Annotated in this window: 14 protein-coding genes; 5 read left to right on the top strand and 9 right to left on the bottom strand. The window is 67.6% G+C overall.

Features of this window, described 5'->3' with window-relative positions; all coding sequences use genetic code 11:
- Nucleotides 1-75 precede the first annotated feature (75 nt).
- Nucleotides 76-2,448, bottom strand: a complete 2,373-nt coding sequence (gene ppsA, locus RSO68_RS00660; protein WP_315585059.1) for a phosphoenolpyruvate synthase — start codon at nucleotides 2,446-2,448, stop codon at nucleotides 76-78.
- Nucleotides 2,449-2,769: 321 nt separating this feature from the next.
- On the opposite strand from ppsA, the gene ppsR reads away from it, so the two are divergent.
- Complete coding sequence (gene ppsR, locus RSO68_RS00655; RefSeq protein ID WP_089850851.1) at nucleotides 2,770-3,603, top strand: posphoenolpyruvate synthetase regulatory kinase/phosphorylase PpsR; 834 nt, start codon at nucleotides 2,770-2,772, stop codon at nucleotides 3,601-3,603.
- Here the strand turns inward: ppsR and RSO68_RS00650 are convergent.
- The 6 genes from RSO68_RS00650 to RSO68_RS00625 all read right to left on the bottom strand — a co-directional run bounded on the left by RSO68_RS00650 (nucleotide 3,600) and on the right by RSO68_RS00625 (nucleotide 11,216).
- A complete protein-coding gene (locus RSO68_RS00650) occupies nucleotides 3,600-4,793 on the bottom strand; it encodes a CaiB/BaiF CoA transferase family protein (protein ID WP_315585058.1) in 1,194 nt (397 codons plus the stop codon). The two genes, ppsR and RSO68_RS00650, sit on opposite strands and share 4 nt — an antisense overlap.
- Nucleotides 4,794-5,056: 263 nt before the next feature.
- Entirely contained in the window at nucleotides 5,057-6,238 is a 1,182-nt protein-coding gene (locus RSO68_RS00645) for an acyl-CoA dehydrogenase (protein ID WP_315585057.1), read from the bottom strand.
- Nucleotides 6,239-6,376: 138 nt separating this feature from the next.
- Nucleotides 6,377-7,765, bottom strand: a complete 1,389-nt coding sequence (locus RSO68_RS00640; RefSeq protein WP_315585056.1) for an MATE family efflux transporter — start codon at nucleotides 7,763-7,765, stop codon at nucleotides 6,377-6,379.
- A gap of 102 nt (nucleotides 7,766-7,867) precedes the next feature.
- On the bottom strand, nucleotides 7,868-8,779 hold the full coding sequence (mmsB, locus tag RSO68_RS00635) for a 3-hydroxyisobutyrate dehydrogenase (protein ID WP_089850860.1): 912 nt from the start codon (nucleotides 8,777-8,779) through the stop codon (nucleotides 7,868-7,870).
- 66 nt (nucleotides 8,780-8,845) lie between these two features.
- Nucleotides 8,846-10,012 carry an enoyl-CoA hydratase/isomerase family protein gene (locus RSO68_RS00630; RefSeq protein ID WP_089850862.1) on the bottom strand — a complete coding sequence of 389 codons (1,167 nt, stop codon included), beginning with the start codon at nucleotides 10,010-10,012 and terminating at the stop codon, nucleotides 8,846-8,848.
- Between the two features lie 37 nt (nucleotides 10,013-10,049).
- Nucleotides 10,050-11,216 carry an acyl-CoA dehydrogenase family protein gene (locus tag RSO68_RS00625; RefSeq protein ID WP_315585055.1) on the bottom strand — a complete coding sequence of 389 codons (1,167 nt, stop codon included), beginning with the start codon at nucleotides 11,214-11,216 and terminating at the stop codon, nucleotides 10,050-10,052.
- Nucleotides 11,217-11,495: 279 nt separating this feature from the next.
- Between RSO68_RS00625 and RSO68_RS00620 the strand changes: the two genes are divergently transcribed.
- Both RSO68_RS00620 and RSO68_RS00615 read left to right on the top strand, forming a co-directional pair.
- Complete coding sequence (locus tag RSO68_RS00620) at nucleotides 11,496-11,939, top strand: MerR family transcriptional regulator (protein ID WP_315585054.1); 444 nt, start codon at nucleotides 11,496-11,498, stop codon at nucleotides 11,937-11,939.
- Nucleotides 11,940-12,028: 89 nt separating this feature from the next.
- On the top strand, nucleotides 12,029-13,744 hold the full coding sequence (locus tag RSO68_RS00615) for an AMP-binding protein (protein ID WP_315585053.1): 1,716 nt from the start codon (nucleotides 12,029-12,031) through the stop codon (nucleotides 13,742-13,744).
- Nucleotides 13,745-13,834: 90 nt separating this feature from the next.
- Here RSO68_RS00615 and RSO68_RS00610 read toward each other — a convergent pair whose 3' ends face one another.
- Together RSO68_RS00610 and nagZ are read right to left on the bottom strand one after the other, a co-directional pair.
- The gene (locus RSO68_RS00610; RefSeq protein WP_089850869.1) at nucleotides 13,835-14,410 is read right to left on the bottom strand and encodes a hypoxanthine-guanine phosphoribosyltransferase; all 576 of its coding nucleotides are present in this window, start codon (nucleotides 14,408-14,410) and stop codon (nucleotides 13,835-13,837) included.
- A 55-nt stretch (nucleotides 14,411-14,465) separates the two neighbouring features.
- Entirely contained in the window at nucleotides 14,466-15,479 is a 1,014-nt protein-coding gene (gene nagZ, locus RSO68_RS00605) for a beta-N-acetylhexosaminidase (protein ID WP_315585052.1), read from the bottom strand.
- A gap of 145 nt (nucleotides 15,480-15,624) precedes the next feature.
- Here nagZ and RSO68_RS00600 point away from each other — a divergent pair, with 145 nt between their 5' ends.
- On the top strand, nucleotides 15,625-16,476 hold the full coding sequence (locus RSO68_RS00600; RefSeq protein ID WP_245781548.1) for a prepilin peptidase: 852 nt from the start codon (nucleotides 15,625-15,627) through the stop codon (nucleotides 16,474-16,476).
- Between the two features lie 85 nt (nucleotides 16,477-16,561).
- Entirely contained in the window at nucleotides 16,562-17,176 is a 615-nt protein-coding gene (coaE, locus tag RSO68_RS00595; protein WP_315585051.1) for a dephospho-CoA kinase, read from the top strand.
- Nucleotides 17,177-17,178 lie beyond the last annotated feature (2 nt).

Below are 17,178 nucleotides of genomic sequence, written 5' to 3'. Positions count from 1 at the left end.
ACGCCTCGCTCACGCGCCCATGAAAAACCCCGCCTCGAGAGGCGGGGTCGGTGACCGCGAAGAGCAGACGATGGCCTAGCCGAGTGTCTCGCCAGCCAGCATGAACCAGGTCTCGAGGACCGCGTCCGGGTTCAGGGACACCGAGTCGATGCCCTGCTCCATCAGCCACTTGGCGAGGTCCGGGTGATCCGACGGCCCCTGGCCGCAGATGCCGATGTACTTGCCTTGGGCGCGGCAGGCCTGGATAGCCATGGAGAGCAGCTTCTTGACGGCCGGGTTACGCTCGTCGAAGAGGTGGGCGACGATGCCCGAGTCGCGATCAAGCCCCAGGGTCAGCTGGGTCAGGTCGTTGGAGCCGATGGAGAAGCCGTCGAAGTGCTCGAGGAACTCGTCGGCCAGCAGGGCATTGGCCGGCAGCTCACACATCATGATGACCTTGAGGCTATTCTCGCCGCGGACGAGGCCGTTGTCGGCCAGCAGCCCCACCACCTCGCGAGCCTCGTCGGGGGTACGCACGAAGGGCACCATGATCTCGACGTTGTCCAGGCCCATCACCTCGCGGACTCGCTTCAGCGCCCGGCACTCCAGCTCGAAGCAGGGGCGGAAAGACTCGGAGATGTAGCGCGCCGCGCCACGGAACCCAAGCATGGGGTTCTCTTCGCCGGGCTCGTAGAGCTTGCCGCCGATCAGGTTCTCGTATTCGTTGGACTTGAAGTCCGACAGTCGCACGATGACCCGCTGCGGATAGAAGGAGGCGGCCAGGGTGGCGATGCCCTCGACCAGCTTCTCGACGTAGAACTCGACCGGGTCCGGGTAGCCGGCGGTGCGCAGGTCGATGGTCTGCTGCAGATCGGCGGGCAGGGTGTCGTATTCGAGCAGCGCCTTGGGGTGCACGCCGATCATGCGGTTGATGATGAACTCGAGGCGCGCCAGGCCCACGCCGGCGCTTGGCAGGCTGGCGAAGCTGAAGGCGCGATCCGGATTGCCGACGTTCATCATGATCTTGAAGGGGATCTCGGGCATGGCATCGACGCTGGTCACCCGGCGGTCGAAGTCCAGCAGCCCCTCGTAGACGTGGCCGGCGTCGCCCTCGGCGCAGGAGACGGTGACGTCGCGGCCGTCGGCCAGCACCTCGGTGGCATCGCCGCAGCCGACCACGGCGGGAATGCCCAGCTCGCGGGCGATGATCGCCGCGTGGCAGGTGCGTCCGCCGCGGTTGGTGACGATGGCGGAGGCCCGCTTCATGATCGGTTCCCAGTCCGGATCGGTCATGTCGGTGACCAGCACGTCGCCGGGATGGACCTTCTGCATGTCGTCCGGGGAGAAGACCACCTTCACCGCCCCGCTGCCGATGCGCTGGCCGATGGCCCGGCCGGAGACCAGGGTGCGGCCCTTCTCCTTGAGCTGGAAGCGCTCGAGCTTGCCGCCCTCCTGCTGGGAGACCACGGTCTCGGGACGCGCCTGGACGATGTAGAGCCTGCCGTCATCGCCATCCAGCGCCCACTCGATGTCCATGGGACGCTCGTAGTGCTGCTCGATGGTCATCGCCTGGCGGGCCAGGTCCATGATCTGCTCGTCATTGATACAGAAGCGCCCGCGGTCGGCCAGCGGCACGTCGACGGTCTCGACCGACTTGCCGGCGCTGGTGTCGTCGGTGTAGATCATCTTGATCAGCTTGGAGCCGAGGTTACGACGCAGCACCGCCGGACGCCCCGCCGCCAGGGTCGACTTGTGCACGTAGAACTCGTCGGGGTTCACGGCGCCCTGCACCACCGTCTCGCCCAGGCCCCAGGAGGCGGTGACGAAGACCGCGTCGCGGTAGCCGGACTCGGTGTCCAGGGTGAACATCACGCCCGCGGCCCCCGTCTCGGAGCGCACCATCTTCTGGATGCCCGCCGACAGCGCCACGTTCTCGTGGGCATAGCCGCGGTGCACGCGGTAGGAGATGGCCCGGTCGTTGAACAGCGAGGCGAACACCTCGTGGACGGCGCGCTTGATGTTGTCGAAGCCCTCGATGTTGAGGAAAGTCTCCTGCTGGCCGGCGAAGGAGGCGTCGGGCAGGTCCTCGGCGGTGGCCGAGCTGCGCACCGCCACCTTGAGGTTGGGGTGCATGGCGGAGAGCTTCTCGTAGCTCTCGCGCAGATACTGCTCAAAGGTCGGCGGCAGCGGGGTATCGATGACCCACTGGCGAATCTGGGCGCCCACGCGGGCGAGCTCATTGACGTCGTCGACATCCAGAGTCGAGAGGGCCTGGTTGATGCGATCGTTCAGCCCCTCGTGGGAGAGGAACTCCCGGTAGGCATGCGCCGTGGTGGCGAAACCGCCGGGGACGGTGACGCCCGCTCCGGCCAGGTTGGAGATCATCTCGCCCAGGGAGGCATTCTTGCCGCCGACTCGCTCGACATCGCCCATGCCCAAGTGCTCGAACCACTGAATGTAATCGTCCATGAGACCTCCCAGAAAAATCGTCGACGAGTGCATCACGCCGGTGGGACCGCTCGCGGGACCGACTCACAGGTCCAGCTCGCGGGCTCCCTCGCAGGTCTCCCTCGAGGCACCGGGACATGATGGGATGTTGGCGACTCTACCAGCGACCTTCCATATTCGCCATTGGTCTAACATCGAAGTCACTGGAGGATTTTTACAACAGCGGCCCCATCGGCCCGTTTCCTGTAGTGGCGGGCCTCAGGAGCCACATCTCCGGGCCTTGTCGCGGCCGCGACCAGCGCCGACAATGGAGCTTCACTCGACCGGACGACAGCGACCGCCATGACCCGCACCGCCTTCTTCATCTCCGACGGGACCGGCATCACCGCCGAGAGTCTCGGCCGCAGCCTGCTGGCTCAGTTCGAGAGCGTCGAGATCCGCATGCTCACCAAGCCCTACATCGACTCTCTCGAGAAGGCCCGCACCCTGGTGGCGATCATCGAAGCCACGGCGGTGCGCGACGGCGAGCAGCCGATCATCATCGACACGGTGGTCGACGAGCAGATCCGCGCGGTGATCCGCGAGGCGCCGGGCTTCAAGGTCGACATCTTCTCGACCTTCCTGAAGCCGCTCGAGGAAGAGCTGGAGGCCCACTCCTCCTACAGCGTCGGGCGCACCCACGCCATCGGCCGCGACGACGTCTACATGGACCGCATCCACTCGGTGCACTTCGCGCTGGACAACGATGACGGGGCGCGCACCCACCAGTACGACCAGGCGGACATCATCCTGGTCGGGGTCTCACGCTGCGGCAAGACGCCGACCTCGCTCTACCTGGCGCTGCAGTTCGGCATCCGCGCCGCCAACTACCCGCTCACCGAGGACGACCTGGACGAGGACGGCAGCCTCAAGCTGCCCAAGGTGCTGGCCCAGCATCGCCACAAGCTGTTCGGCCTGACCATCGATCCGCGGCGGCTGGCGGCGATCCGCCACGAGCGGCGTCCCAACAGCCGCTACAGCTCCATGGATCAGTGCGTCCAGGAGGTCGAGCAGGCCGAGGGGCTCTACCGCCAGCTGCACGTGCCCTACATCGACACCACCCGCTTCTCGGTGGAGGAGATCTCCACGCGGATGATCGCCGAAACCGGCCTGACCCGGCGCTTCTCCCCGCGCTAGCGGATCACCCCTTCCCGCCTCAACCGGGCGATGTCCTCCGTCGTCAGCCCCATCTCGGCCAGAATGGCATCGCTGTCCTGGCCGAGCCGGGGCGGTGCGACGTCGCTGGTCAGCGCCTCGCCGTCGAAGCGCAGCGGATTGGCGACCTGGGGCACGCCGTCGACCTGACGCGCCATGCCGCGGTGGCGCACCTGGGGATCGTCGAACACCTCGGTCAGGGTATTGATGGGCCCCGCCGGAATGCCACGCACCTCCAGCTCGGCGAGCCAGTCGTCGCGGTCGCGGCCGAGCAGCCGCGACTGGATCATCGCCACCAGCACCTCCCGATTGCCGACCCGAGCGGCATTGGTGGCATAGGCGGGATCATCGGCCCATTCGGGATGCCCAAGCAGGTTGGCCAGGCGGGCGAACTGGGCATCGTTGCCCACGGTGAGCACCAGATGGCCGTCGGCGCAGGCGAAGGCCTGATAGGGCACGATATTGGGATGGGCGTTGCCGTGACGCCGTGGAGATGAACCGCTGGTCAGCGCATTGAGGGCCTGGTTGGCCAGGGTGGCGACCTGGACATCGAGCAGCGCCACGTCGATGTGGCGCCCCCTCCCCGTCCGCGCGCGCTCATGGAGAGCCGCCAGCACCCCGACCGTGGCGTAGAGGCCGGTCATCACGTCGGTGATCGCCACGCCGGTCTTCATGGGCATGCCGTCGGGCTCGCCGGTGAGGCTCATCAGGCCGCCCATGGCCTGGATCATGAAATCGTAGCCGGCGCGATGCGCATAGGGCCCGTCCTGGCCGAAACCGGTGATCGAGCAGCCGATCAACCGCGGGTTGAGTGCCTTCAGGTTCGGGTAGTCGAGGCCGTACTTCGCCAGTCCCCCGACCTTGAAGTTCTCGAGCAGGATGTCGGCGCCCTTGGCCAACTCCCTGACCAGGGCCTGGCCGCCCTCGCTGGCGATGTCCACTGCCAGCGACTGCTTGCCGCGGTTGGCACAGAGATAGTAGGCCGCCTGGCGCTCGGCGCCGTGATCGCCCTCCAGCCAGGGGGGGCCCCAGCCGCGGGTATCGTCGCCGCGGGTGGGATGCTCGATCTTGATCACCCGAGCGCCCAGATCGGCCAGCTGCTGGCCGGCCCAGGGGCCGGCCAGTACCCGCGACAGATCCAGCACCACGATGCCATCCAGCGGTCCGCTCATCTTGAGCTCCTTGCTCACTCTCACTCGGGGCTGATCCGGCAACAAGCCCCGGTGTGCCATACCATCGAGGAGGCGCTGTGAATACCTCCCTGTACGCTACCGACGCCCTGCGGCGCTCTCGCATCCTGCGCCGCTTGCAGGGCCGGTGCTGGCCATCCATGGCCAGCCCGTTCGGAGCGGTGCTCCTCACCCATGGCGTAGGACCTCCCCTTCGGCTTGTTCCCGACGCCCCTCGTGAGACGCATGTCATGTGGCCTACCGGGTCAGCCAGTAAAGGCCTGGAGGCCGGTCTGAGCGCGCCCGAGGATCAGGGCGTGGACGTCGTGGGTGCCCTCGTAGGTATTCACCGCCTCGAGGTTCATCATGTGACGGATGACGTGATACTCGTCGCTGATGCCGTTGCCGCCGTGCATGTCGCGGGCCATGCGGGCGATATCCAGCGCCTTGCCGCCGTTGTTGCGTTTGATCAGCGAGACCGCCTCGGGCACCAGCTGATCCTCGTCGATCATCCGCCCCACCCGCAGCGCGGCCTGCAGTCCCAGGGCGATCTCGGTCTGCATGTCGGCGAGCTTCTTCTGGATGAGCTGGTTGGCGGCCAGGGGGCGGCCGAACTGCTTGCGCTCCAGGGTGTAGTCGCGGGCGGCATGCCAGCAGGCCTCGGCGGCGCCCATGGTGCCCCAGGCGATCCCGTAGCGCGCCCGATTGAGGCAGGAGAACGGTCCCTTGAGTCCCTTGACGCCGGGCAGGCGGGCATCGTCGTCGACCTCCACGTCCTGCATGGCGATCTGACCGGTGACGGAGGCGCGCAGGCTGAACTTGCCCTCGATCTTGGGCGCGGAGAGGCCCTTCATGCCCTTCTCGAGGATGAAGCCGTTGACCACGCCCTCCTCGTCCCGGGCCCAGACCACGAAGACGTCGGCGATGGGCGAGTTGGTGATCCAGGTCTTGGTGCCGTTCAGCCGCCAGCCGCCGTCGATGCGGGTGGCGCGGGTGCTCATCCCGCCCGGGTCGGAGCCGTGATCCGGCTCGGTAAGGCCAAACGCCCCCACCCACTCGCCGCTGGCCAGCTTCGGCAGGTACTTCTCGCGTTGAACCTCGCTGCCGAAGGCGTGGATCGGATACATCACCAGGCTCGACTGCACGCTCATCGCGCTGCGGTAACCGGAATCGACCCGCTCCACCTCGCGGGCGATCAGGCCGTAGCTGACGTAGTTGAGCCCGGCGCCGCCATAGCCGTCGATGGTCGCGCCGAGCAGGCCCAGCTCGCCCATCTCGTTCATGATCTCGCGGTCGAAGCGCTCGTGACGGTTGGCCTCGAGCACCCGCGGCAGGAGCTTCTCCTGGCAGTAGTCATGGGCCGTCTGGCGGACCATGCGCTCCTCTTCGCTGAGCTGGTCGATCAGGCGGAGGGGGTCGTCCCAGGTGATAGGGGTGATCTGACTCATGGGGCATCCTCGAAAGGGGTGGCATTAATTTCTACATTTTCGACAAATGTAGACCAATAGTGCCTTGCTGCCAAGCCCGACGCACCTGCCACCCTCCCTTTCAGCGCCTGCTTATCGGCGCCCCGGTCGGCGCATGCGTCAGGAGGCCCGCGGCGGCAGCTGGCGACGAATCTGCCACCAGGCCAGCAGCCCGACCAGCAGATTGGCCGCGAGCAAACCGGCAAACACCCCGCTGCTGTCGGCCAGGCGACCGCCCACCCAAGCCAGCGGCACGGTGAGCACGAACAGCCGGATCACCGACAGGCGCATGGCCAGCGCCGGCCGATGCAGGGCATTGAGCGACGAGACGGCCAGGATCACCACGCCCTGGGCGCCCAGCCCCAGGGGCACTAGCCACAGGAAGCTGCGCAGCACCCCGGCCACCTCATCCGTTTCGGCATAGCCCGCCACCAGCCAGGGCGCCAGCCCCTGCAACGCCCCCCAGATGAGCAGCTGCCAGGCCAGCACGAAGACGAAGCAGCCGAAGATTGCCCGGCGCACCCGGTCGTGCTGGCCGGCCCCGGCGTTCTGGCTGACCAGCGGCGACAGGGTCATCGAGAGCGCCAGCACGACGATCTGGGAGATCGCCTCGATGCGGCTGCCGACGCCGTAGCCCGCCACGGCGGGGTGACCATGATCGGCGATGATGCGGGTCACAAGTCCCAGGGCGATAGGCGTGAAGACGCTGGTGAGCGCCGCCGGGCCGGCGATGCGACCGAGCTCCCGCCAGGAGTCGGCAAGTCCCTTCGCATCGAGGCCGGCCAGGTCGAAGAGCGCACGCAGCTCGCGATGAAAGGCCAGCACCATCGCCATCAGGCCCCAGCTGAGCACGGTGGCGAGCGCCGCGCCGCTGACGCCGAGCGCCGGGAAGGGCCCTGCCCCGAAGATCAGCCACCAGTCGAGCAGCACGTTGATGCCGGCGGCCAGCGCCATCATCAGCCCCTGGGTGGCGGTGTTGCCGTGGGCGCGCAGGATGCTGTTGAGCACCCGTGGGACGATCATGGCGGCCGCGCCCAGGTACCAGATGCCCATGTAGTCGCGGATATGCGGCATCAGCACGTCGTCGGCGCCCATCAGCCGAAACAGCGGCTCCAGGGTCGCGAGGCCCAGCAGCGTCATGGCGACGCCCACCACCACGGCCAGCAGCGCCGCATCGGTGGCACGGCGGCGTACCGTGTCGAGCTCGCCCCGCCCCAGCCGACGGGCCACTACCGCCGAGGTGCCGATGCCCAGGCCAATGGCCAGGCTGATCACCGTGAACACCACCGGGAAGGTGAAGGAGACCGCCGCCAGCTCCTCGGTGCCAAGCCGGGAGATGAACCAGGCATCCACCAGGTTGAAGCTCATCATGGCGAGCATGCCGACCACCACCGGCAGGCTCTTGCGCAGCAGGGTGGCGGCGATAGGGCCCTCGAGCAGCTCGCGACGCACGGGGCGCGACGACTGGGGAGCGGAGGACGAGGAGGGGCTGGAAGGCGGTGCGCTCATGGGGACTCTCGACGAGAAACGGGCACGAAAGTGTGCCCGTTTTCGCCATGACCGTGTAGGCATGGGGGCGCGGAATGCCCCTGGCGGTGTGACCCGCGCGTGCTACTTCTTGCCCTGCTCCTCACCCTGGCGATAGAGGGTCTGGATGCTGGAGAAGTCGCGCTGGCCGCTGCCCTGGGCGCTGTGCAGGGCGAAGAGATTGCGCGCCTGGGAGCCCATCGGCACGCTGGACTTCGAGCCCAGCGCCAGTTCCCAGGCAAGCCCCAGGTCCTTGGCCATCAGGTCGGTCAGAAAGCCGCCCTGGTAGTCACGGGAGGCCGCCGAGCCCTCCATCACCCCCGGCCAGGGGTTATAGACGTTGAGCGCCCAATTGCCGCCGCTGCTCTGCTTCATGATCTCGGAGAGCACCGCGGGATCCATGCCGTTCTTCACGCCCAGCGCCAGCGCCTCGGCGGTGCCCGACATCAGGATGCCCAGCAGCATGTTGTTGCAAATCTTGGCCACCTGGCCGGCGCCCGACTCGCCGGCATGAAAGATGTTCTTGCCCATCGCCTCGAGCAGCGGCTTGCCCTGCTCGAAGCCGGCCTCATCCCCGCCGACGATGAAGGTCAGGGTGCCGGCCTTGGCGCCGCCCACCCCGCCGGAGACCGGGGCGTCCAGGTAGGTGAAGCCGCGCTCGGCGGCGGCGGCGCCCACCAGGCGAGCATCGTCCGGCGCGATGGTCGAGGAATCGATCAAAAGCGGCCTGCTGTCCAGGGCATCGAGCAGGCCCGGCGCGCCGTCGCGCCCGAGATAGAGGCTCTGCACGTGGGCGCCGGCCGGCAGCATGGAGATGACCACCTCGGCGCCCGAAGCCGCGACCTCGGCGCTTTCCGCGCGGCTGGCACCCTCGGCTTCAAGGGCCTGGATGGTCTCCTCCACCAGATCGAAGACGATCACGTCGTGCCCGGCCTTGAGCAGATTGATGGCCATGGGAGCACCCATGTTGCCGAGGCCGATAAAGGCGATGTTCATTGGCGTGGCTCCTGTTTCATTGTGAGTTGTTCAGGACAAGCGTTCATGTGAGTCGATCACGGGGCCTCAGCCCACGCGATGGCCCGAGTCGATGGGATGGCCCAGATCGCGCAGCGGGTGTGACTCGGCGGACCAGCGCGTGCTCATCAGCGACTGGATATCGGCCTCGGGCACCTCGGCCACCGTGGCGTGAGACCAGCGCGGCGCCTTGTCCTTATCGATCAGCAGGGCGCGCACGCCCTCGACAAAGTCCCCCTCGCGGCAGCACTGCACCGAGAGACTGAGCTCCTCGCGGAAGGCGTCGGCGAGGCCGGTGTGCGCATGGCGCTCGAGCATGCGCCACACCAGCTGGGCACTCACCGGACAGCCGGCCTCAAGCCGCGCGCGGTTGGCGGCGAGCCAGGCATCCTCGGTGGTGTCGCGCAGGATGCGCTTGACGGCGCACGCGGCGTCGACGCGTCCCACCAGCGACTGAAGGTGATCCAGATGCGGCCAAACCTGCGCCGGCGGGGCCGCTCCGCGATCCTCATGATCATCGAGTACCGACTGCACGCCGGCACGCAGGGCCCGCGGGGCGCGGTCGCCGTAGTCGGCCTCCTGCAGCGCGCCTAGCAGCGACTCGCGACGCTCGCGCGGAATGAAGCGATCGGCCATGCCCAGGTCGAGGGCGTCCCGGGCATTGAGCTGGGCGCCGGTGAGGCCCAGATAGGCACCCACGCCCGGCGGCATGCGCCCCAGGAACCAGCTCGCGCCGATATCGGGATAGAGGCCGATGGTGATCTCGGGCATGGCGATGCGGGTGGTCTCGGTCACCAGGCGCTGGAAGCCGCCGGCCATCAGGCCCAGCCCCCCGCCCATGACGATGCCGTCGCCCCACACCATCAGCGGCTTGGGGTAGGTGTGGATGCGGTGGTCGAGGCGATACTCCGCCGTGAAGTAAGTCTCGGCGAAGAGGCCGTCGCGCCCGGCGCCACGATTCTCCCCCTCCTCGGTCAGCGAGCGGTAGAGGGCCACCACGTCGCCACCGGCGCAGAAGGCCTTGTCGCCGCTGCCCTCGAGCCACACGGCCACCACGCTGCGGTCCACCGCCCAGGCGTCGAGCTTGGCCTCGAGCTGGCGGATCATCTCCAGCGACAGGGCGTTGAGCGACTTCGGGGCATTCAGGGTGGCCACGCCGATACGGCCGCCGTCGCGGGTGGGCAACTCGTCGAAGAGCACTGCGAGGTCCGACATCCGGGGATCTCCTGGATCTGATAAAGGGGTGTAACGGTTACTGGAGCGACTCGATGACGCCGTCGGCCAGCAGGCGGCGGGCGACGATCAGGCGCATGATCTCGTTGGTCCCCTCGAGGATCTGGTGCACGCGGGTGTCACGCACCAGTCGCTCCAGGGGGTATTCACGAATGTAACCATAGCCGCCGTGCAGTTGCAGGGCCTCGTTGCAGACGTTGAAGCCCATGTCGGTGGCGAAGCGCTTGGCCATGGCGCAGTGGGCGGTGGCCTCGGGGTCATTCTGGTCGAGGCGCCAGGCGGCGTGGCGCACCATCAGCCTGGCGGCGGTGAGCTCGCTGGCCATGTCGGCAAGCTTGAACTGCAGGGCCTGGAAGCTCGCGAGGTCGCGACCGAACTGCTTGCGCTCGGACAGATAGTCCCGAGACAGGGTCAGGGCCTGCTGAGCGGCGCCCAGCGAGCAGCTAGCGATGTTCAGACGCCCGCCGTCGAGGCCCTTCATGGCGAACTTGAAGCCCTCGCCTTCCGCCCCGAGGCGATGGGTGACCGGCACCCGCACGCCATCGAAGCTCACCAGGCGGGTCGGCTGGCTCTTCCAGCCCATCTTCTCCTCGTTCTTGCCGTATTCCACGCCCGCGGCATCCGCCGGCACCACGATCGCCGAAACGCCGCCGGCGCCGCTGTCGGGCGCGCCGGTGCGGGCCATCACCACCAGCACCTCGGTGGCGCCCGCGCCGGAGATGAACATCTTGCTGCCCGAGATGACGTAGTCGTCGCCGTCGCGGACGGCCTTGGTGCGCAGGCTGGCCGCGTCGGAGCCGGCGCCGGGTTCGGTCAGGCAGTAGGAGCCCAGCGCCTCACCGGCTACCATGGCGGGCACCCAGGCCTCGCGCAGGGCGTCGTCGCCCCAGCTGGCGATCATCCAGGTGACCATGTTGTGGATGGTCAGATAGGCGGTGGTGGCGACGCAGCCCTGGGAGAGCTGTTCGAAGATCAGCGAGGCCTCGAGCCGCGAGAGGCCGAGGCCGCCGTGTTCCTCGGGGGTATAGATGCCGAGAAAGCCGGCCTCGCCCGCCCGGCGGATGACGTCCACCGGGAAATGGGAGGTCGCGTCCCAGTCGGCCGCATGGTCGGCCAGCTCAGCGCGGGAAAAGTCGGCGGCGGCCGCGGCCAGCGCCTTCTGATCATCGGTCAGGGAGAAGTCCATGGGGGAGTCCCTCTTGTTTAGCTATGAATGAGTTCGGATATGAATGGATAACGGTTCGAGGTGGTGGTCCGCTCCGCGCTGCCCGAGGGCCGGTCGTCGCGGCGCCCGACGGGCGCCATCGACCAATCCAGCCGGTTGGACCCCAACCTAGCACTTGCTAGGTTTATCCCATATCACCCCATGGTCGAACAAGCACTTTACGTTAACGTCAACCTCGTCTAGTGTTTCCAGACGAGGTGGGAAACCGCCGGTTCACCACCCGGTCACAGGATCAACGTCATGACACAATCAACCTCCCCGGACACCGCGAGCGGCCAGGACGCTCTGCCGCGCCAGCACCGCCAGTACACCATCGGTGAGCTGGCGAGGATGTTCGAGGTGACGCCACGCACCATCCGCTTCTATGAGCAGGAGGGTCTGCTGGCCCCGCACCGCGAGGGACAGAAGCGTATCTATCACGAGAAGGATCGGGTTCGTCTGAAGCTTACCCTGCGCGGCAAGCGCCTGGGATTCTCGCTGGGCGAGATCCGCGAAGTGGTGACGATGTATGACGCCATGCCCGACGGTAATGCACGCCAGCTGCGGCGCCTGCTGGAGATACTGGCCGACAAACGCGCCAACCTCGAGCGCCAGCTGGAAGACATCCGCCTGATGCGCATGGAGCTCGACGACGTGGATCACCGCGCCCGGGAGGTACTGCGCGGCCTCGGCCACGAGGCCTGAGCGCCCGGCCCCGATCGAACACTCACCACGACGTCATCCTGCGTTTCACGTACCCCGTCACAGGCCAACAACAAGAGACGAGACACTTCATGACACGCCAACACCCTTCGATCAGCTACGTCAGCGGTATCAGCGACACGCCCCTCAAGGGTCAGACAATCGGTGACTGCTTCGACGACACCGTGACGCGCTTCGCCGAGCGAGACGCCCTGATCAGCCGCCACCAGGGGCTGCGCTACAGCTGGAGAGAGCTTCAGCAGGCCGTCGACCGGGCGGCCCGCGCCCTGATCGCCCTGGGGGTCACGCAGGGCGAGCGCGTCGGCATCTGGTCGCCCAACTGCGCCGAATGGACGATCACCCAGTTCGCCACCGCGAAGATCGGCGCCATCCTTGTCAACATCAACCCCAGCTACTGCACCCATGAGCTCGACTATGCGCTCAAGCAGTCCGGCGCCACGACGCTGATCCTGCAGGGCGCCTTCAAGAGCTCCGACTATGTGGCGACGCTGGCGGAGCTGGTTCCGGAGCTCCATGAAGAGCGGGCGCCGGAGCTGCGCGAGGGAAGCCCCGACACCTTCAAGAGTGCCAGGCTCCCCGCGCTCGAACGGGTGGTGTGCCTGGATGCCGACCGCGCCCTGCCCGGCATGTTCAGCTGGCAGTCGATGCTGGACCACGCCGACAAGGTCTCCGCCGAGCGCCTCGCCGAGGTTCAGGCCGGCCTGCAGTTCGACGACCCGATCAACATCCAGTACACCTCGGGCACCACCGGTGCGCCCAAGGGCGCCACCCTCTCCCACCACAACATCCTCAACAACGGCTTCTTCGTGGCGCGCACCATGAACCTCGACGAGACCGATCGCATGGTGATCCCGGTGCCGCTCTATCACTGCTTCGGCATGGTGATGGGCAACCTCGGCTGCGTGACCCACGGCGCCACCATGATCTATCCCGGCGATGGCTTCGAGGCGGGCGAGACGCTGCGTGCGGTGGCCGAGGAACGCGCCACCACCCTCTACGGGGTGCCCACCATGTTCATCGCCGAGCTGGAGCACCCCGAATTCGAGAGCTTCGACCTCTCCTCCCTGCGCACCGGCATCATGGCCGGCTCCATCTGCCCCATCGAGGTGATGCGCAAGGTCATCGACAAGATGCACATGCAGGACGTGACCATCTGCTACGGCATGACCGAGACCAGCCCGGTGAGCTTCCAGACTCAGACCGATGCCCCGCTCGAGAAGCGCGTCACCACGGTCGGCACCATCCACCCGCACCTCGAGGTCAAGCTGGTCAGCCCGGACACCGGCGCCGTGGTGCCGCGTGGCGGCACCGGCGAGCTCTGCACCCGCGGCTACAGCGTGATGCTCGGTTACTGGGAGAACGAGGAGGCCACCGCAAAGGCCATCGATGCGGCGGGCTGGATGCACACCGGCGACCTCGCCACCATGGACGACGAGGGCTATGTGGCGATCGTCGGGCGCATCAAGGACATGATCATCCGCGGCGGCGAGAACATCTACCCGCGCGAGATCGAGGACTTCCTCTACACCCACCCGGCCATCTCCGACGTGCAGGTGATCGGCGTGCCCGACGAGAAGTACGGCGAGGAGGTGATGGCCTGGGTCAAGCTCAGCGAGGGCGAGAGCCTCGACGAGGAGGGCCTCAAGGCCTTCTGCAAGGGCCAGATAGCCCACTACAAGGTGCCGCGCTACGTGAAGTTCGTTGACGCCTTCCCGATGACCGTCACCGGCAAGATCCAGAAGTTCAAGATGCGCGAGGAAGCCACCCACGAGCTGGGATTGGCGTAAGCGCCGAGCAGGATATTCCGCGCATTACGAGAAAACCTCCAGCAGATCAGTCTGCTGGAGGTTTTTCTTGGCCGCTTGGCTGCTTAGCGCTTACAGCCCCTTGGGCGCGTAGATGCCCGGGGCGTTGCGCCAGTAGCCCTTGTAGTCCATGCCGAAGCCGAACACGTAGCGGTCGGCGACCTCCAGGCTGCAGTAGTCCGCCTTGAGCCCCGGCACCGCCTTGCGCTCGTGCTGCTTGTCGACCAGCACCGCGGTGGAGATGCTCGCCGCCCCGGCCTCGCGGCAGTAGTCGAGGATGGCGGCGAGGGTCGAGCCTTCGTCGAGGATGTCGTCGACGATCACCACGTGGCGCCCGGCCATGGGCACCTCCGGGGAGACGCGCCAGAACAGCTCGCCGCCGCGGATGCCACCGCGATAGCGGGTGGCGTGGAGATAGTCGACCTCGACCGGAAAGCCCAGGCGGGTGAGCAGGTGGCCGGTGGTGATCAGGCCGCCGTTCATCACGCAGTAGAAGACCGGCAGTTTGTCACCCAGGTCACGGGTGATCTCGTCGGCCATGCGGTCCAGGGCGAGCTCGACCTCGGACTGCGAGATCAGGCAGTCGGCGTTGTCCATGAGCTCGCGCATGTCGTCCAGCGACGGATGGAAGGTATCGAGTGTAGGCATCGGTTAGCGACTCGTCATCGGCAAGTGGAATCGGTGGTGTAGAAGCGGTATAGCGTCAGCTGGCCGCCAGAGCTTCCAGGCGGGCATGAACGCGGCGCCAGCGCGACAGCGCGCCCAGTGCCTGAAGATCGGGCCGAGCGCGGGCATAGCGCAGCCGGGACAGGCGCCGTGCCTGTTGGCCCTGGCAGGCCTCGATGACCTCCAGCGCCGCGGCGCGGTCGTTGCACACCAGCAGCATGTCGCAGCCCGCGGCCAGCGCCGCCCGAGCCCGCTCGCCGGGCGTGCCGGCGAAGGCCGCGCCGGCCATGCTCAGATCATCGGAGAAGATCGCGCCCTTGAACCCCAGGCTTTCGCGCAGCATCCCCAGCCACGCCGGCGAGAAGCCGGCCGGGCGATGATCGAACCCGGAATAGACCACATGCGCCGGCATCAACGCGTCGAGGCGCGGGGCCAGCCGAGCGAAGGGCACCAGGTCATGCTCGTGCAGCGCTTCTAGCGGCCGCGCATCCACCGGAAGCTCATGGTGGGAGTCGGCGGCGACCCCTCCATGGCCCGGGAAGTGCTTGCCGACGCCGACCATGCCCGCCTCGTGCAGGCCGTCGAGGAAGGCACGTCCCATGCTCGCCACGGCCTCGGGGTCGGCGGAGAAGCTGCGATCCCCGATCACGCTGGACGTGCCGCCATCGACATCGAGCACGGGCGCGAAGGAGAGATCCAGGCCGCAGGCGGCCATCTCCATGCCCAACAGCCAGCCGGCATCCTGGCAGAGCCGCAGGGTGACCTCGGGCTGCGCGGCGAAATCACGCCCCAGGCGCCCCATGGCCGGCAGGCGCGTCACGCCCTCGCGCAGGCGCTGTACGCGCCCGCCCTCCTGGTCGACCGCCAGCAGCAGGTCGGGACGGATACGGCGAATCTCGTCGCTCAGGGCGCGGACCTGAGCCGCGGAGGCGATGTTGCGGGCGAACAGGATCACCCCGCCGACCTCGGGACGCGCCAGCAGCTCGCCCTCTTCGGGCGTCAAGCTCTGGCCCTCCAGATCCAGCATCACCGGTCCGAGCATCTGGGTCATGATCGTGCCCCTGGAAGTAGAAAGGGAGCAGATTCTAGACCAAAGCCGAACGCCAGGACAGCCCGGGCGCGACGCCGGAAGCCGGGCATTCGATGCCATCCCCCGATACAATGGCGCTTTGGAACCGACCGGACAGGAGTCACCCTTGCTCGCCGACCTCCCCCCCTCGCTGCTCTGGCCGCTCGCGGCCGTCCTGGGCCTGTGCCTGGGCAGTTTCCTCAACGTGGTGATCACGCGGCTGCCGGTGATGCTGATGCTGGGCTGGCGCGCCGAGGCCCGAGAGGCGCTGGAGTTCGAACCGGAAGAGACGCCGCGCTTCAACCTGCTCACCCCCCGCTCGCTCTGCCCGCGCTGCGAGGCCCCCATCGCCTGGCACGACAACATTCCGCTGCTGGGCTGGTTCAAGCGCCGCGGGCGTTGCGCCAGCTGCGAGGCGCGCATCAGCCCCCAGTACCCGCTGGTCGAGCTGGCCGGCGGCGTGCTGGCGCTGGCGGTACTGGCGCTCTTCGGCCCGACGCTCGAGGCCCTGTTCATCCTCGGTGCCTGCCTGGCGCTGCTGGCCATGGGGGTCATCGACCTGCGCACCCAGCTGCTGCCGGACCTGCTCACGCTGCCGCTGCTGTGGGCGGGCCTGCTCTACCAGCTGCTGTTCCAGCCGCTGCTGCTGCCCTCGGCGGTGATCGGCGCCATGGCCGGCTACCTGGTGCTGTGGAGCTTCTACTGGCTGTTCAAGCTGGTCACCGGCAAGGAGGGCATGGGCTATGGCGACTTCAAGCTGCTGGCCGCTCTCGGCGCCTGGCTGGGCTGGCAGACCCTGCCGCTGGTGCTGATCCTCTCCGCCGGGGCCGGCGCGCTGGTGGGCATCCTCATCCAGCTGGCGGTGCCGCGTCTGCGCGGCGCCCCACTGCCCTTCGGGCCCTGGCTGGTGATGGCCGGCTGGCTCGCCCTTCTGGCAGGTGAGCCGCTGATGGCGCTCTATACTGGGCTGCTCTATTGATAACGGGCGTATTGGTACCGGGACCATTGATGCCGGACTCATCCATCCGGCCCTCGAGACCCACGATGAATCACGGGAGACGACGATGATCATTGGCGTGACGGGCGGCATCGCCTCGGGCAAGTCCACGGTGGCGCGCGCCTTCGCGGCGCTGGGCGTTCCCTGGGTGGATGCCGATGACGTGGCCCGCGAGATCGTCGAACCCGGCGAGCCGGCCCTGGCCGAGATCGCCGCGCATTTCGGCGCCAATGTCATCGCCGCGGATGGCCGCCTCGATCGCCGCGCGCTGCGCGCGATCGTCTTCGACGATGACGCCGAGCGTCACCGGCTCGAGGCTATCACCCACCCGCGCGTCCGGGAGCGGCTCATCGCTCACCTGGCAAGGCTCGAGGCCCAGTCGGTGCCCTATGTGCTGCTGGTCTCGCCGCTGCTCTTCGAGTCGGGCCAGGCGGCACTGGTCGACCGCTGCCTGGTCATCGACGTCCCCGAGTCGCTGCAGATCACGCGTACCGCGGCGCGGGACGACGTCGACGAGTCCCAGGCGCGCGCCATCGTCGCCGCCCAGATGCCGCGACAGGCCCGCCTGGAACGCGCCGACGACGTGATCGACAATGCCGCCGACGAGGACGCCCTGGCGCGTCAGGTGGCCGAGCTCGACCGCCGCTACCGGGCCGTCGCCGACTTGCCTCCGGCGCCCTGAAT

This window comes from Halomonas saccharevitans, assembly GCF_032333995.1.
In the GTDB taxonomy this organism is placed as follows: Bacteria; Pseudomonadota; Gammaproteobacteria; order Pseudomonadales; family Halomonadaceae; genus Halomonas; species Halomonas saccharevitans.
The sequence above is the reverse complement of the archived record's forward strand: the minus strand, read 5'-3'. Positions and strand labels throughout refer to the sequence as shown.

What these genes read in the sequence shown, in the direction of transcription:
- RSO68_RS00625 (WP_315585055.1), bottom strand. Translation starts at nt 11,216, where the DNA reads ATGGACTTCTCCCTGACCGATGATCAGAAGGCGCTGGCCGCGGCCGCC.
- RSO68_RS00615 (WP_315585053.1), top strand. Translation starts at nt 12,029, where the DNA reads ATGACACGCCAACACCCTTCGATCAGCTACGTCAGCGGTATCAGCGAC.
- mmsB (WP_089850860.1), bottom strand. Translation starts at nt 8,779, where the DNA reads ATGAACATCGCCTTTATCGGCCTCGGCAACATGGGTGCTCCCATGGCC.
- RSO68_RS00610 (WP_089850869.1), bottom strand. Translation starts at nt 14,410, where the DNA reads ATGCCTACACTCGATACCTTCCATCCGTCGCTGGACGACATGCGCGAG.
- ppsR (WP_089850851.1), top strand. Translation starts at nt 2,770, where the DNA reads ATGACCCGCACCGCCTTCTTCATCTCCGACGGGACCGGCATCACCGCC.
- RSO68_RS00645 (WP_315585057.1), bottom strand. Translation starts at nt 6,238, where the DNA reads ATGAGTCAGATCACCCCTATCACCTGGGACGACCCCCTCCGCCTGATC.
- nagZ (WP_315585052.1), bottom strand. Translation starts at nt 15,479, where the DNA reads ATGACCCAGATGCTCGGACCGGTGATGCTGGATCTGGAGGGCCAGAGC.
- RSO68_RS00630 (WP_089850862.1), bottom strand. Translation starts at nt 10,012, where the DNA reads ATGTCGGACCTCGCAGTGCTCTTCGACGAGTTGCCCACCCGCGACGGC.
- ppsA (WP_315585059.1), bottom strand. Translation starts at nt 2,448, where the DNA reads ATGGACGATTACATTCAGTGGTTCGAGCACTTGGGCATGGGCGATGTC.
- coaE (WP_315585051.1), top strand. Translation starts at nt 16,562, where the DNA reads ATGATCATTGGCGTGACGGGCGGCATCGCCTCGGGCAAGTCCACGGTG.
- RSO68_RS00650 (WP_315585058.1), bottom strand. Translation starts at nt 4,793, where the DNA reads ATGAGCGGACCGCTGGATGGCATCGTGGTGCTGGATCTGTCGCGGGTA.
- RSO68_RS00640 (WP_315585056.1), bottom strand. Translation starts at nt 7,765, where the DNA reads ATGAGCGCACCGCCTTCCAGCCCCTCCTCGTCCTCCGCTCCCCAGTCG.
- RSO68_RS00620 (WP_315585054.1), top strand. Translation starts at nt 11,496, where the DNA reads ATGACACAATCAACCTCCCCGGACACCGCGAGCGGCCAGGACGCTCTG.